The 15,686-nt window shown below is 68.0% G+C and carries 12 protein-coding genes; 5 read left to right on the forward strand and 7 right to left on the reverse strand.

Annotated elements, in window-relative coordinates; all coding sequences use genetic code 11:
- Nucleotides 1-9 precede the first annotated feature (9 nt).
- Nucleotides 10-639 (reverse strand): DUF4126 domain-containing protein, encoded by a 630-nt coding sequence (locus tag AC6CHL_RS19925; RefSeq protein ID WP_038685800.1) that lies wholly within the window; start codon nucleotides 637-639, stop codon nucleotides 10-12.
- Nucleotides 640-822: 183 nt separating this feature from the next.
- Between AC6CHL_RS19925 and AC6CHL_RS19930 the strand changes: the two genes are divergently transcribed.
- From AC6CHL_RS19930 to ampE, 5 genes are all read left to right on the forward strand, one after another.
- On the forward strand, nucleotides 823-1,575 hold the full coding sequence (locus AC6CHL_RS19930) for a DUF6776 family protein (RefSeq protein WP_038685801.1): 753 nt from the start codon (nucleotides 823-825) through the stop codon (nucleotides 1,573-1,575).
- Nucleotides 1,576-1,579: 4 nt separating this feature from the next.
- Nucleotides 1,580-2,041: a bactofilin family protein gene (locus tag AC6CHL_RS19935; protein ID WP_038685802.1), complete on the forward strand. Its 462-nt coding sequence runs from the start codon at nucleotides 1,580-1,582 to the stop codon at nucleotides 2,039-2,041.
- A gap of 47 nt (nucleotides 2,042-2,088) precedes the next feature.
- Complete coding sequence (gene erpA / locus AC6CHL_RS19940; RefSeq protein ID WP_038685803.1) at nucleotides 2,089-2,478, forward strand: iron-sulfur cluster insertion protein ErpA; 390 nt, start codon at nucleotides 2,089-2,091, stop codon at nucleotides 2,476-2,478.
- A 73-nt stretch (nucleotides 2,479-2,551) separates the two neighbouring features.
- Nucleotides 2,552-3,457 (forward strand): NAD(+) diphosphatase, encoded by a 906-nt coding sequence (nudC, locus tag AC6CHL_RS19945; RefSeq protein ID WP_448134616.1) that lies wholly within the window; start codon nucleotides 2,552-2,554, stop codon nucleotides 3,455-3,457.
- A gap of 114 nt (nucleotides 3,458-3,571) precedes the next feature.
- Entirely contained in the window at nucleotides 3,572-4,465 is an 894-nt protein-coding gene (gene ampE / locus AC6CHL_RS19950; RefSeq protein WP_448134615.1) for a regulatory signaling modulator protein AmpE, read from the forward strand.
- Between the two features lie 49 nt (nucleotides 4,466-4,514).
- On the opposite strand, the gene AC6CHL_RS19955 is transcribed toward ampE, so the two are convergent.
- The 6 genes from AC6CHL_RS19955 to AC6CHL_RS19980 form a co-directional block, all read right to left on the reverse strand.
- Nucleotides 4,515-4,937, reverse strand: a complete 423-nt coding sequence (locus tag AC6CHL_RS19955; protein WP_038685806.1) for a DUF2752 domain-containing protein — start codon at nucleotides 4,935-4,937, stop codon at nucleotides 4,515-4,517.
- A 64-nt stretch (nucleotides 4,938-5,001) separates the two neighbouring features.
- Nucleotides 5,002-5,280, reverse strand: a complete 279-nt coding sequence (locus tag AC6CHL_RS19960; RefSeq protein WP_038685807.1) for a CD225/dispanin family protein — start codon at nucleotides 5,278-5,280, stop codon at nucleotides 5,002-5,004.
- 214 nt (nucleotides 5,281-5,494) lie between these two features.
- The gene (locus AC6CHL_RS19965) at nucleotides 5,495-7,384 is read right to left on the reverse strand and encodes an MFS transporter (RefSeq protein WP_498295927.1); all 1,890 of its coding nucleotides are present in this window, start codon (nucleotides 7,382-7,384) and stop codon (nucleotides 5,495-5,497) included.
- A 221-nt stretch (nucleotides 7,385-7,605) separates the two neighbouring features.
- Nucleotides 7,606-9,783, reverse strand: a complete 2,178-nt coding sequence (yccS, locus tag AC6CHL_RS19970; RefSeq protein ID WP_141057790.1) for a YccS family putative transporter — start codon at nucleotides 9,781-9,783, stop codon at nucleotides 7,606-7,608.
- 478 nt (nucleotides 9,784-10,261) lie between these two features.
- A complete protein-coding gene (locus AC6CHL_RS19975; protein WP_498295929.1) occupies nucleotides 10,262-12,331 on the reverse strand; it encodes a TonB-dependent siderophore receptor in 2,070 nt (689 codons plus the stop codon).
- A gap of 213 nt (nucleotides 12,332-12,544) precedes the next feature.
- Nucleotides 12,545-15,670: an efflux RND transporter permease subunit gene (locus tag AC6CHL_RS19980; protein ID WP_498295931.1), complete on the reverse strand. Its 3,126-nt coding sequence runs from the start codon at nucleotides 15,668-15,670 to the stop codon at nucleotides 12,545-12,547.
- Nucleotides 15,671-15,686: the final 16 nt, after the last annotated feature.

The following is a 15,686-nucleotide window of genomic DNA, read 5'->3' on the forward strand; positions in this document are numbered from 1 at the left end:
TGGCTGTGCCTACGGTGGCAGCACGTCGCGATTCGGCAGCGCCCCGGGTCGCTCGGCGGCTTGCCCGAGCAACCAGCGCATGCCCTTCCACAATGTGCGCCACACCCACCACACCACCAGCGCGCCGATCAGGCTGCAGCCAACCACCAGGATCAGCGCCAGCCACGGGTGGGCCAGCGCCAATGCCAGCCCGCCCACCACCACGGTGTCTTCGGCAGCCGAGGCCACCCAGTTGCTGGCCGGTTCCGGTGAGGTGTTGAGCAGGGCGCGGGTACCGGACTTGAGCCCGTGGCTGGCCAGCGCCACCCCGGCCCCGGCGACCAGCGCGGTGCCGCTGAGTTCGCCGCCGGGTGACAGGGTGGCGGCGGCCAGGAAGGCACCGGCCGGCACCCGGGCCAGGGTCTGGACCAGGTCCCAGACCGAATCCACCCCGGGAATCTTGTCGGCGAAGAACTCGGCCACCGCCAGCACCGCCGAGGTGCCCAGCACCCAGTACGATTCGGTGGCCTGCAGGGCCGGCGGCAGGTCCACCCAGCCAAGCAGCCCGGCCAGGCCCACGCCGAACACGGTCAGGTAGACGCGGATGCCCGCCAGCCAGGCCAGCAGGATGCCGACGACGAACAGATGGGCTTCGGTCATGACGCGCGCTCCGCCTGCAAAGTGTGCACAGGCCCACACTATCGGGGATGACGTCAATGAACGCCACCGCCGGCCACGCCCGCTGGCGCGTGAAATCGCCCGACCCTGATTTACACTAGCCAGTCGCTCGTTCCGACAGGGGCCGTGCCGGTATCGCCAAGCGCGCTGCCGCGGACAACCGCCATGAACTCTCCGACTCCATCGCGTATCCAGATCCGCCGGCCCGGCACGCCGCCCGTGCAGGATCGCCGCCGTCTGGCCATTCTGGCCGGGGTGTGGCTGGTCAGCGTCATCCTGGCCGTCCTGATCGGGCGCTGGACCGCCGGCCCCGGCGGGGATGCCGGCAAGCAGCTGGACGCGGCGCAGGCGCGCGCGGAAAGCCTGAACAAGCAGGTGGTCGAGCTGCAGCAGCGCCAGGCCACGCTGCAGGCGTCGGACCGCATCAGCCGGGCCGCCAACAATGAAGTGCAGACCTCGCTGGGCGAGCGCGACGAGGAAATCGCCGGTCTGCGCGCGGACGTGGCCTTCTACGAGCGTCTGGTGGGGGCGACCAGCCAGCGCAAGGGCCTGAACACCCATTCGGTCGAATTCAGCCCGGAAACCGGCGGCACCTGGCAGTACGCGGTGGTGCTGACCCAGAACCTCAATCGCGGTGCGATCAGCCAGGGCCAGATGCGGTTTACCGTGGAAGGCGTCAAAGGCGGCAAGCTGACCTCGGTCAGCTGGGACGAGCTGCACCAGCGCACCAAGGTGCCGGGCCAGGACTATTCCTTCCGGTATTTCCAGCAGCTCACCGGCAGCATCATCCTGCCGAAAGACTTCACCCCGCAACGTGTGCGGGTCACGCTGGGATCGGGCGCGGGGGGCGCCACCCAGGTTTTTGATTGGAAGCAGGCCGGCGCACCGGCAGCACCATCGGCGAAAGAAGGGGAGTAAGCCCATGTTTGGCAGCAACAAATCCAACCGCGACGGACATCTGGTCGTGGACGCGCTGATCGGCGCACAGGTGGTGATCCGCGGCGACGTGGAGTTCAGTGGGGGCCTGTATGTGGAAGGCACCATCCTGGGCAAGGTCATCGCCGCCGAGGGGGCAGCCAATGCCACCATCACCCTGGCCGAGCAGGGCAGCATCGAGGGCGAGATCCGCGCCCAGGTGGTGGTCATCAGTGGCCGCCTGGACGGCGACGTGCACGCCACCGAAAAGGTGGAGCTGACCCCGACCGCGCGGGTCTCCGGCAACATCCACTACCAGGTGGTGGAGATGAACGCCGGCGCGCAGCTGACCGGTCGCCTGATCCATGGCAGCGCGCAGATGGCCGCGCTGCCGCCGCCGGCCGACGACACCGCCGGCAAGGGCAAGGACGGCGCAGCCCGCAAGAAGCTGGCCGAGGCCATGGCCTGAACGGCTGACAGCTTGAAAGCGTGCCCATGCGCCCCCATGCTGGGGACATGAGCACGCTTGTTTCCTTGCCCGGCGCACCTGTCGCCGCGCCGAACTACCAATCGCTGGACCGTCCCCTCAACTTCACCGAAGCCGCTGCGGCCAAAGTGAAGGAATTGATCCAGGACGAGGCCAGTACCAGCCTTGCCTTGCGCGTGTACATCCAGGGCGGTGGCTGCTCCGGCTTCCAGTACGGGTTCGAGTTCGATGAGAACCGTGCCGAGGATGATCTGGCGGTGGACACCAACGGTGTCACCCTGCTGGTGGATCCGCTGAGCCTGCAGTACCTGATGGGCGCCGAGGTGGACTACACCGAAAGCCTGACTGGCGCGCAGTTCGTGATCCGCAATCCGAACGCCAAAACCACCTGCGGCTGCGGCAGCAGTTTCAGCATGTGATGTGTCTGGCGCTGCCGACCACACCGGTCGGCTGGCGCTTGCCACTGTGATCGAATGTGGGCAGGCTTGCCGCATGTCGACATTTTCTACGCCGCTGTCCGGCTTTGCTTTCACCACCGATCCCCTTGAACGTGCCGATCCGCTGCGCCAGGACGCCGACGCGCTGGCGCGGCTGTGGCCCGATGCGCACGTGCTGGTGCTCGACACCGACGGCCGCGCGCTGGCCGGCGACGATGGCCAGCCGCTTGCGCTGACCGGCGCGCAGGTCGGGGGCGGGCCGGGAACGGCGATCTTCCTTGGGCTGCGCGGTGAGCGTGCCTGGTTCTCGCTGGAAGCAGCGACCGTGGATGTCACCGCCCCGCAGCGGGTGGATCTGCGCGAGTCGGCCACCACGTGGTCGGCCGCCGATGCCAGCGCGTTCTGCTATGCGCGCGGGATGTCGTACTGGCAGTCGCGCACGCGCTTCTGCGGGGTGTGCGGCGGCGGCATCACCTTCGCGCGCGGCGGCTTTGTCGGGCGCTGCGCGCAATGCGGTACCGAGCACTACCCGCGGGTGGACCCGGCGGTGATCGTGGCGGTGGAAAACAACGGGCGGCTGCTGCTCGGGCGGCAGGCCAACTGGGCACCGCGCCGCTATTCGGTGCTGGCCGGGTTCGTCGAGCCGGGCGAGTCGCTGGAGCAGACCGTGGTGCGTGAAGTGTTCGAAGAGAGCAAGGTGCGCGTTCGCCACTGCCAGTACCTGGGCACCCAGCCCTGGCCGTTCCCGGGCGCGTTGATGCTGGGCTTTGCGGCCACGGCCGAAGACGACGTGCCTACGGTGGACGGCGAGCTGGAAGATGCACGCTGGTTCACGGCCGAGGAAGTGGGCGCGGCGCTGGCCCGGGACGTCGAAGACGACGGCGAGGGCATCCGCCTGTCGCCGCCGATTTCGATTTCGCGCAGCCTGATCGAGCACTGGTACCGCCAGCAGGTGGGCTGAGCCACGGCCTGCGTTGCCGCTGGCTGAACACGCAGCGGCGTACATTACCCTCGGCCCGGGGAATTGCCGGGTCGCAAGGCATAGTAGCGGCCACGATCCGCGCCGGAGGCATACATGTTCACCACCCTGGTTGCCGTGCTGGTCGCCCTGGCCCTGGGCCATGTCGCGCCGGCTGCGGCCGTGGCCCTTCGCGGTTTCGGGTTCTACCGGCGCTGGCTGCAATGGCTGGATGCGCATGCGGCCGAAAACGGGTTCTGGCGTAGCCGCCAGGGCTGGGTGCTGGCGGTGCTGCCGTGGGTGCTGGGGGTGCTGTTGCTGCAGTGGGCGTTGCACGGCCGCGTGTTCGGTCTGCCGTCACTGCTGCTGGGCGTGGCCACGCTGGTGATCTGCTGGGGCCCGCGCGACCTGGACCGTGATGTGGAAGCGGTGATCGACGCCGATGACGCACCCACCCGGCACGCGGCGATCGCCCAGCTGCAATCGGCCGGGGGCAGCCTGCACGAGGACGTATCGTCGCTGGTCGAGGCCACGGTGCTCAACGGCTTGCGGCGCTGGTTCGCGGTGCTGTTCTGGTTCCTGCTGCTGGGCCCGGTGGGCGCCGTGGCGTACCGGCTGCTGGCCTTGCTGGCGGTTGGGCCGATGCGTTCGCTGGCCCCGCTCGACGCCGTGGTCGGTGCACGGGTGGTGCTGGGCTGGCTGGAATGGCCGGTGGCCCAGCTGATGTCGCTGTCGATGGCCCTGGTGGGCAACTTCGACACGGCTTACAAGGCCTGGCGACAGGCGCACGGCAACCAGTGGGCGACCTCGACGGTGTTCCTGGGCGCGGTGGCGCGCGCCAGCGTGAGCGCCGAACTGCGCGAAGAAGCACACGACTACAGCGATGCCGGGATGGTGCCGGTGTGGCGTCGCCTGCCGGAGCTGCGCGATGCGATGAGCCTGGTGTGGCGGATGCTGTTGCTGTGGATGGCCGCGCTGGCCCTACTGGTCATTGCCGGCTGGGTAACCTGACCCGGCATCCGTATCCCGTAATGCCGGGTTCTACCCGGCACCTGCCACGCTAACCCGGCGCAAGCCAGGCGAACGGCATCCATGGCAGGTTGCGAAGCACCGCATACCCCACCAGCAACACCAGCCAGAACATCGGGCTGGCCAGCACGCGCATCAGCGGTTCAAGCACGCGCGGGCGCACCCCGGCACCGTGCAGCAGCATGAGCAGCAGGAAGGGCAGCGAAATCACCAGCAGCGGATTCATCGCGATGGCGCCCTGCCAATCGAAATGGACCAGCGAGTAAAGGCAGCGCGTGCTGCCGCAGCCGGGGCAGTACAGGCCGGTCAGTGCGTATAGCGGGCAACCCGGCAGCGGGCTGTTGGCGCCATAGGGGCTGACGTTGCGCAACACCACGATGGCGCCTGCGCCCAGGCCGGCAACCAGTGCCGTGGGCGCCCAGCGGGCAAGCGTGGTTCGGGAGGGCAGGGCCATGACGCGCAAACGGCCCGGCCGGTGAACCCATGCAGGTTCCCCGGCCAGGCCGTCCCGGTGCTGATCAGTAGCCGCTGTTGCTCAGCGCGCCCAGGCCGCCCATCGCCATCACCAGCACGACGTACAGCACGGCGACGATGACGCCGGCAATGGCCGACCACATGGCCCACTTCTTCGCCTTGTCCGACGAGTCACGCGCGCCGGCAAGGTCACCCGCGGCAATCTTGCCGTTGACCTGGGCAGCGTAGACGATCGACACGATACCGCCCGGCAGGCAGCAGAACAGGGTGGCCAGGATGGCCCAGACCAGGTGGTTCGGGATTTGTGCGGCAGTGGTGTTCATCTGAAAAGCTCCATTTTCTTGGGTGGATTTGACGGGCGTGGAACGGGGTACAACGCACGCACACACAGTGGCAACGTCATCGATCGGTGCAACAAACGGTACGCATGATATTCGGCCGCCGCCGCGCTGGCCTGCGCGGATCGGACGTCCCCCGGCGCTAATTTACCCGATGGACGCCCGGATGTATGCGTTTACATCCAGACGGCACTAGGCCTCAGCCATTTTCTCCGCGTAGCTGCCGTACCTGCTGCTCCAGGATGTCGGCACTGGCACCCTGGCCGGCAAGCGCCGGCGCGGCGGCCACCTCGACATGCGCGCGGAACCGGCGTGGCACGCGCATGCGGCCCAGCCGGGTGTCGCGCCGGCTCCACATGCTGGCCCACATGCCGCGCAGTGCCATCGGCACCACCGGCACCGGGCGGCGCTCGAGGATCTTCTCCACGCCGGACTTGAACGCGCCCATCTCGCCATCGCGGGTGAGCGCGCCTTCGGGGAAGATGCAGACCAGCTCGCCGTCGGCCAGGGCTTTGTCCACTTCATCGAAGGCGGCCTGCATCAGCGCGGGGTCTTCGCGCGCGCCGGCAATGGGGATTGCCTTGGCGGTGCGGAAGATCCAGCGCATCACCGGGATGTTGAAGATCTTGTAGTACATGACAAAGCGCACCGGGCGCGGAATCGTCGCCGACAGGATCAACGCGTCCATGTAGCTGACGTGGTTGCACACGATCAGCGCAGCGCCTTCGTCGGGCACATTGGCTTCGATCCCGTGCAGGCGCAGCCGGTACAGGCCGCGCACCATCACCCAGCTGAGGAAGCGCATCAGGAATTCGGGGACGATGGTGAAGATGTAGATCGACACCACGGCATTGGCGATGGCCAGCGCCAGGAACAGCTGCGGGATGGTCCAGTGCAGGAACTTCTGCGTGGCCAGCGCGATCATCGCCGCACCCACGATGAAGCCCGAGTTCTGGATGTTGAGCGCGGCGAACACGCGCGACATTTCCGACTTCGGCGTGCGGCTCTGGATCAGTGCGAACAGGGGCACCACGAAGAAGCCGGTGAACAGGCCGATGCCGATCAGGTCGATGATGATGCGGATGCTGCCCGGCTGGGAAACGAAGGCACCCACGCTCAGCCCGGCCGCGGTGGCCGTGCCGGCCCGGGCGAAGTACAGGTCCAGCATGAAGGCGGTCATGCCGAACGCGCCCAGCGGCACCAGGCCGATTTCCACCGTGCGCCCGGACAGTTTTTCGCAGAGCAGCGAGCCCACGCCGGTGCCGACCGAGAACAGCGCCAGCGCGAAGATGTACAGGGTGGGCTCGCCGCCCAGGTTGACCACCGCGTAGGTGGGCAGCTGCGAGGTGAGCATGGTGCCCACGAACCAGAACCAGGACACGCCCAGGATGGCGTTGCGCACCGCTTTCTGCTTCTTGGCCAGGCGCAGCACGGCCAGCGATTCGGGGATCGGGTTCCAGTTGATCTTCAAGTCCGGCGCGCCCGCATCCACTTTCGGGATCATGCGCGCGGTGATGTTGCCGAAGATGGCCAGCGCGATCACCGCGGTGGCCGCCACCACCGGGCCGAAGCTGCCGGCCAGGGTGAAGATGATGCCGCCGCTGATCATGCCGGTCAGGATCGACATCGAGGTGCCCATCTCGACCAGCCCGTTGCCGCCGGTGAGTTCTTCCGGGCGCAGCACCGAAGGCAGCACCGAATACTTCACCGGGCCGAACAGGGTGGACTGCAGGCCGGTGCAGAACAGGGCCACCAGCAGCACCGGCATGCTCTGGGTGAGGAAGCCCACCGCGGCCAGCGACATGATCGCGATCTCCATGGTGGTGGTGATCACGATCAGCCGCGATTTTTCCAGTTTTTCGGCGATCTGCCCGGCCAGTGCCGAGAACAGGAAGTAGGGCAGGATGAAGATGGCCGGCGCCAGCGTGGTGTACAGCGACTGCTCTTCCTGGCTGACGCCGAGGTAGAACAGCAGGCCGATGATGGCCTGCCGGTACACGTTGTCGTTGAACGCACCCAGCGACTGGACGACGAAGAACGGCAGGAAGCGACGCTGCTTGAGCAGGGCGAACTGACTGTGGCCGGACATGGAAACTCCTTGCGAACCGGCGCAGCCTAGCATGCAGCCGGGCGGCCCCCGGCGTTGCGTCGATCGACGGCTGCCGGGCAGAGCCCGGCGCTACGGGGACGGTCGTATGGCGTTGCGCCGATCGACGGCTGCCGGGCAGAGCCCGGCGCTACGGGGGACGTCTTACGGCGTTGCAGGAGCCGTCGTAGAGCGGGGCTCTGCCCCGCTGCCCCGGAGCCCCCTCACCGCAAGGTGCGCGCGGCCTCGTTGGCGGCGCCGCGCAGCTTGGGCAGCAGGCGCAGCATCAGGCCCATCTGGGTGCGGATCAGCTGCAGTTTGGGCGGCATGTCGTCGGTGATCTGTTCCAGCTGCTCGGCCAGGGCGCGGTCGCCGTCGTTATCGGCCTCCTCCACCGGTTGGCGTTGCTCCAGCGCCGCGGCGATCTGCTGCATGGCCTGTTCCACCCGCTCGCCGCCGGCCAGTGCCTGGGCGTCCTGCGCGTAGCTGTCCAGCTGCGCGCGATGCGCACCGAGCGCCGACAGATGCCCCAGCAGGGTGTTGGAGAGCGCCAGGAAGCGGAACCCGGCATCCAGGTTGCGGCGCACGTGGCCCGGCTCGCGCAGCATGTTCGACAGCGCGGTGGACAGTGCGGCGTCGGCGTTGTGCATGTCGCGGCGGGCGATGCGGTACGCCAGGTCGTCCTGCATGCCGCTGCCGTACTGGCCCAGCACCGCATCCAGGTAGCGCGCGCAGTTGGCCAGCACGCGGGCCATGACCAGGTTCAAGCGGCGGCCCTGCCAGTCGGGCAGGATCAGGAAGGCCGCGGCCGCGGCGATCGCGCAGCCCAGCAGGGTGTCGACCAGGCGGGGCCAGATCAGCAGGAAGCCGTCGCCGATCAGGTTGAAGCAGGTCAGCGCCATGACCGTGATGGCCGCCGACGCCACCAGGTAGCGGTCGCTGCGGGTGAAGAAGAACAGCAGCGCCGAGAGCAGGGCGATCAGCAGTTCGATGCGCAGGTCCTGGAACAGCTGCATCAGCGCCCAGGTCAGCACCAGCCCGATCAGGGTGCCGGCGATACGCTGGGCCAGCCGTTGCCGGGTGGCGCCGAAATGCGGGCGGCACACGAACACGATGGTGAGCAGCACCCACGAGCCGTTCTGGGCGTTGACCAGGCGGATCACCGCAAAGCCGACGATCAGGGCCAGCGCCATGCGCAGGCCGTGGCGGAACAGCACCGAGCCGGGGGTGAGCTGCTGGCGGATGCGCACGAACATTTCGCGCAGGGTATGCGGATTGGTGTCGCGCAGGCGGGTGTCGACGTTGTCCAACGTGGCGTCGGACTTTTCGGCCTCGGACAGGCGCCGCTCGATGCTCTGCAGGTTGTGGCCGAGCAGCTCCAGCGAGGACAGCAGGCGCTGCCACTGCGGGTTGTGCTGGGCACGCAGCCAGGTGAGCGAATCGGTGAGGTCGGCGGTGGCCTGCTTGGTGCGCTCGCCGTACTGGAACGGGCGGCGCAGGCGGATGGCCAGGCCCAGGTTGGCACAGGCCTCACCCTGCAGGGCGAGCAGGCGCTGGCAGCGGTACAGCACGTCGCTGTGGAAGAAGGCCTCGGTGAGCGCGCCATAGGGATAGTGCGAGGAGCTGGCGCGTTCGTGGAAGTCCTGGGCCATGTAGTACAGGCGCAGGTACAGGCCGGACTGCACGCCGGGCCGGCCGGAGCGACCGAAGCGGGCGAGGATGGCGACCTTGGCGATGTTCAGCGCCTCCACCACGCGGCGGTTCTGTTCGGCCAGGGCCAGCTGGCGCTTCTGCACGTCGGCGTCGCGGATGGGTTCGAACAGGTCGGCCTTGAGCTGCAGGTAGCGGCCCAGTTCGAGGTACAGACGGGCGATGCGCTCGCGCACGGGCCGGTTGGCAAACAGGGCGGTCCACAGGATCGAGAGCAGGCCGTACCAGAGCGCGCCGGCGAGCAGGTGGCTGACCGCGCTGATGGCCTGGGCGCGGTCGCTGGCGCCGTGCTGTTCCAGGCCGATCATGGTGTAGATGGCCAGGGTGACGGTGGCCTGGGCGATGGACGCGTAGCGTTCGCCGAGCGCGCCGAGCAGGGTGAGGCCGAAGGTGGACACGGCCAGTGCGGCGATGAACAGCCAGGGCCAGGCGAACAGTTCGACCACCGCGGCGGCGGCGATGACGAAGCAGAGCAGGGAGAGGGCGACCGATTTGGTCCGGCCCCACCAGTTGTCGTCGGTTTCGGCGATGGCGCTGGCAATGATGCCGAGGAACACGCCGGGCAGCGCGGGCAGCTGGTCCAGGTGCCAGCACAGGCCCATGGCCACCGACAGCGCGATGAGTACCCGCAGGCCGTAGCTGGCCTTTTCATGCGCCCACAGGCGGCTCAGGCGGGATTCTCGGGCGGACATGCGGGCTCGGGGTGCGGGGCAGCCCATTATTGCGGGTGTGGGGTGAAGGGGACAGCCTGACGGCGATCCAACGTCAACGTGCTGCGCAGGGCGGGCACGATGCGCGTGCCGGCCGCTGGCCGGCTCCCCGTGCGCCCGGACGGAGGTGCGAGGAGCCGGCCAGCGGCCGGCATTCTCAGGTGTTGATGGTGTGCGAGGAGCCGGCCAGCGGCCGGCACTACCCGGGTGCGGAGGGTGTGCGAGGAGCCGGCCAGCGGCCGGCACTACCCGGGTGCGGAGGGTGTGCGAGGAGCCGGCCAGTGGCCGGCATTCCCGGGTGCGGAGGGTGTGCGAGGAGCCGGCCAGCGGCCGGCACTACCCGGGTGTGGAGGGTGTGCGAGGAGCCGGCCAGTGGCCGGCATTCCCGGGTGCGCAGGGTGGGCGAGGAGCCGGCCAGCGGCCGGCGTTCCCGGGTGTGGGGAGCTACCGGCCGATCGAATTACATGTCGAAGCGCACGCTCACCGCGAAGGTGCGCGGCAGGCCGACGCCGGCGTTGGACCAGTATTTTTTGTTGGCCAGGTTCTCTACGCCGGCGCGCCAGGTGACCGGGTGGCCGTCGAGCTGCATGCGGTAGCCCAGGCCGGCGTTGACCAGAGTGTAGTCCGGCAGTTTGAGGGTGTTGTCGGCGTCGTAATAGACATCGCCGTAGTAGCGGGCCAGCGCATACACGCTCAGGCCGTCCACCTGCGGGATGCTGTAGTCGGCGTGCAGCACGCCCTGCCAGCGGGCGGCGCCGACGGTGCGGTTGCCCTGCTGGGCCACGCTGTCGGGGGACAGCTTGTCGTAGGTGGGGTCGAGCCAGGTGACGCCACCGCCGACGGTGAGCGCATCGGTCAGGCGGACGTTGCCGCTGATCTCAACGCCTTCGTACAGGGTGATGCCGTCCTGCACCAGCACCTTGCCGGCCGGGGTGAGCCGGTCGATATTGGCACCGCGCTCCAGGCGGAAGGCGGCGGCGTTGGCGTTCCAGCGCGGGTACTCGATCTTGGCGCAGATCTCGTACTGCGTGCTGATGGTCGGGTCGAGCACGGTGCCGGCGTTGATGTAGTCGCTGCCGACGCGGCTGCCTGCTTCCAGCGATTCCACGTAGCTGGCGTACAGGGTGACGGCATCGGCCGGCTTGTACATCAGGGCGTAGGTGGGGGTGACCGGGTAGGTGTGGTAGGCGCCCTTGTTCTCGAAATCGTTGTAGCGCGCGCCGGCAAGCAGCGACCAGCCATCGGCGAAGCTGACCGTGTCGCTGACGAACACCGCCTGCTGCACGGTTTCGCTGCCGCGGCTGAGCACGCGCGAACCCACGGCATCGTGGCGCAGCACCGGGCGCTGGTAGATGTTGCCGCGGCCGATGGTGTTCCATTCGTTCGGGCGGTCCCAGCCGAGGCCGGTCTGGTGCGAGACGCCGGCCACCACCTGGTGCGACAGCGGGCCGGTGTTGAAGCGGCCCTGTACGATGGCCTGGGCCAGCTTCCACTCGCTCTTGCCGCCCAGTTCGTAGGTGTTGACGTTGTAATCGCCGTTGACGTTGTCGATGTAGGCGAACACCTTGTTGACGTCGTTCCACGAGGTGGTCACGCCATAGCTGAGGCTGGCCTTCCAGTCGCTGTTGATCTGCCAGTTCAACGCGGTGGAGAGCAGGCTGGAACGGGTGTCGTAGTAGCTGCCGTCGATGCTGTTGTCGATGTCGCCGGCCAGCGGGCGCGGCAGCTCGGTCAGACCGATGAAGTAGTACTGCGGCGATTCGTTGCTGAGCGCGCGCGACTGGAACACGCCATCGAAGGTCCAGGTGAGGCTGTCGCTCAGGCGCGCATCCAGTGACAGGGCGCCGACCTTGCGGTTGACCTCGCCACCATTGAAGGTTTCGCCCTTCTCCTGGTACGCGTTGAAGCGGTAGCCGAACATGTCTTCATTGCCGAAGCGCCCGCCCACGTCGACCTGGCCGCTCACGATACCCGCCTCTCGCCAGCCGAGCTGGGCAGCGAAGGTGGGGGTGTCGGTGGGCTTCTTGGTGACGTAGTTGACGATGCCGCCGGGCTGGCCGAAGCCGTACATGAAGCCACCGGGGCCCTTGAGCAGTTCCACCTGTTCCATCACTTCCAGCGGCCATTCGGTGCCCCACGAGGACACCTGCAGGCCGTTGACGCGGTAGCTGTCGTAGCTGAGGTCGATGCCGCGGTTGCGGATCGGCGAACTCCAGCCGCTGGCATACGCGCTGACCTGGGTGACCACCGAGGGGTCGGTCAGGAAGGCGTCACCGAGCGAGACCACCTGGCGCTTTTCGATCTCTTCGCGGCCAACCACGGCGATCGCGAACGGGGTGTCGCGCACGGCGCGGTCGCCGAGCGCGCCGGTGTCGGTGTGGGTGCGTTCGGCGATGACCTTGACCGCATCCAGATCGGTGGCCGAGCGCGCGCGCACGGCGCCGTCCGGAGTGGACTGGGCATGGGCGGCGCAGGCCAGCGACAGCGCAACGGCCAACGTGGCCAGGCGGGGCAGGGGGGACGACAGCATCGATGGGTTCCTTGGCGGACAGCACAACGCCGTCCGCGATCTACAGAGGGCGGGGGAGGGTCGATGGCTGGATCGCGCAGGCTGGCCGGGAACCGGCAGCGGGGGCATCGCGAAGGCGATGCAGGACCGTGGCTGGATGCGAATTGTTCGCGTTTTGTTGCTTGGCGTCAAACCGTGGCGTACCGACCGCGCGTACCGACCAACGGTCGGTACCTACCGGGCGATGGCGCCGCGCTTCATTGCACGCCGCTCGCGGCGACGGGCACGGCGGTTGACCCAGCGTTCGCGCAGGCACGAGAAGATCACGTACAGCGCCGGCGTGCTCAGCAGGGTCAGGCTCTGCGAGAACAGCAGGCCGCCGATCATCGCGATGCCCAGCGGGCGGCGCAGTTCGGAGCCTTCGCCCAAGCCGATGGCCAGTGGCACCGCGGCCAGGATCGCCACCATGGTGGTCATCATGATCGGGCGGAAGCGCACGATGCTGGCCTCGCGCACCGCATCGCGGGGGCTCTTGCCGTGCTCACGCTGGGCCACCACCGCGAAGTCGATCATCATGATCGCGTTCTTCTTGACGATGCCGATCAACAGCACCAGCGCGATCATCGAGATCACCGACAGCTCGGTGTTGGTCACGAACAACGCCAGCAGCGCGCCGACGCCCGCGGCCGGCAGCGTGGACAGGATCGTCACCGGGTGCACCAGGCTTTCGTACAGCATGCCCAGCACCAGGTACACGGTGATGATGGCGGCCAGTACCAGGATCAGCATCGAGTTCGGGTTGAGCTGCACGTTGAAGCCGCCGCCATCGCTGATGCGGATGTCGCCGGGCAGGCGCAGGCCGTCCACGGTGGACTTGATGATCGCCTCGCCCTCGCCGGTACTCACGCCCGGCGCCAGGTTGTAGCTCAGGTCCATCGTGGTGTACTGGTTTTCGTGGGTGATCTGCGGCGGTGCCAGCCCGGGCACCTGATGCGCCACGGCGGTCAGCGGGATCATCTCGCCGTTGCCGGCACGCACGTAGATCTCATCCAGCGCACGCGGGGTGGCGGTCTGTTCGGGCAGTGCGTTGACCACCACGCTGTACTGGTTGATGTCCGAGTAGATGGTGGAGATCTGGCGTTGGCCGAACGCGCCGTACAGCGCGCCGTCGATCGCACCCACCGACACGCCCAGGCGTGCGGCCTTGGCACGGTCGATCACCACGTTCTGGCGCAGTCCAGCGGTGTCCACGTCGGTGCCCACGTCACGCAGCTTCGGGTTCTTCTTCAGCGCGGCCTGCACCTTGGGCAGCCATTCCTGCAGCTGGGCCAGGTCGTTGCCCTGCAGCGAGACCCGGTACTGCGCGCCCTGGCTGTTGCCGCCGCCGCCATCGCTGGGCAGATCCTGGATCGCGCGCAGGCGCAGCTGCAGGTCGGGGTAGCGGTCGGCCTTGGCGCTCAGCCGTGCCAGGGCCAGCGCGGTGGTTTCCTTGCGGCCTTCCTTGCGGGTCTTCAGCTGCACGTTGAACTGCGCGCTGGAGCCTTGGCGGCCGCTGCCCAGGCGCACGCCCACGGTCTTCACCGCCGGGTCGGCCATCAGCATGTCGGTGATGCGGCGCTGGCGGTTGACCATGTCCTCGAAGGACACCGTGGCGCTGGAGTTGGCCCGGCCCCAGATCAGGCCGGTGTCCTGGGCCGGGAACGAGCCCTTCTTGACCGCCCCGCCCAGCATCACCGTGGCCACGATCAGCAGGATCGGGGTGAGCGACAGCAGCAGGGCGTGGCGCAGCGAGAAGTCCAGGCAGACCGTGTACACGCGCAGCATGCGGTCGTGCGTGGCATCCAGGAAGCGGCCGATCCGCGAGGGCTTTTCCGGTTCGGCGTGCGCGCTCAGGAAGCGGCTGCACAGCGCCGGGGTGAGCGTGAGCGAGACGATCATCGACACCACGATCGCCGCCACCAGGGTGATGGTGAACTCGCGGAAGAACGCACCGACCATGCCGCTGGCGAACAGCAGCGGGATGAACACGGCCACCAGCGAGGCGGTGATCGAGACGATGGTGAAGCCGATCTCGCGCGCGCCGGTCAGCGCGGCCTGCATGCGGGGCATGCCTTCGTCGAGATGGCGCATGACGTTCTCGATCACCACGATCGCATCGTCGACCACGAACCCGATCGCGATCACCAGCGCTAGCAGGCTCAGGTTGTTCAGGGTGAAACCGAACACGTACATCACCAGCGCCGCACCGGCCAGCGACAACGGCACGGTGACCGCCGCGATCAGGGTCGGTGCCAGCCGGCGCAGGAACAGCGCCATGGTCAGGATCACCATGGCCAGGCTGATCAGCAGGGTGATCTGCACTTCGTGCAGCGACGAGCGGATGGTCGGGGTGCGGTCGAAGTACGGGGTCATCACCGTGCCCGGCTGCAGGTAGTCGCGCAGCATCGGGATCTGCGCCTTGACCCGGTCCACGGTCTCCACGATGTTGGCGCCGGCGCGGGTGAACACATACATCACCACCGCCGGTTTGTGGTCGAACCACGCGGCCTGGTAGGCGTCCTGCTGGCCGTCGTAGACGTTGGCCACGTCCTTGAGGCGGATCACCCGGCCGTCGTCCTGGGTCTTGATGACCAGGTTGGCGAAGTCGGCCGCGCGTGCCACCGAGTCGTTGGCGATGATCGCGGTGGTGGTGTTGCCGTCGGTGAGGAAGCCGGTGGGCGAGGTCACGTTGGCCGCGCGGACCGCGTTGCGCAGGTCATCGGGGGTGAGGTTGAGCGCGTTGAGCAGGCGCAGGTTCACATCCACCCGCACCGCCGGCGTGGAGGCACCGGCGATATCCACCGAGGACACACCGCTGATCTGGCGGATGCGCTGGGCCAGCAGCGAGTCGGCCACGTTGTACAGCTCGTCGGCCGACTGCGTCTGCGAGGTGAGCGCGATGGCGATCACCGGGTCGTCGTTCGGGTTGGCCTTTTGGAACATCGGCGAACCGAGCCCGGACGGCAGGTCGGCCTGGGCCGAATTGATCGCGGTCTGCACGTCCAGCGCGGCCGAATCGATGTCGACCCCGCTCTGGAAGATCATGAAGACCAGCGAGCTGCCTTCGGAGCTGGACGAACGCATCTGGTCCACGCCGGGCAGCTGGCCCAGGTGGCGTTCCAGCGGCGCGGTGACCGTGGAGGCCATGGTGGTGGCGTCCGCGCCGGACTGGCTGGCGTGCACGAAGATCACCGGAATCTGGATGTTCGGCAGCGCCGACACGCCCAGTTTCAGGTAGCAGAACAGGCCAACCACGAACAGGCCGATGGCCAGCAGCGCGGTGCCGATCGGGCGGCGGATGAAGGGCCCGGAAATGTTCATGCCGGTGCCCCCGGGG

Source organism: Stenotrophomonas sp. GQ19, assembly GCF_059758695.1.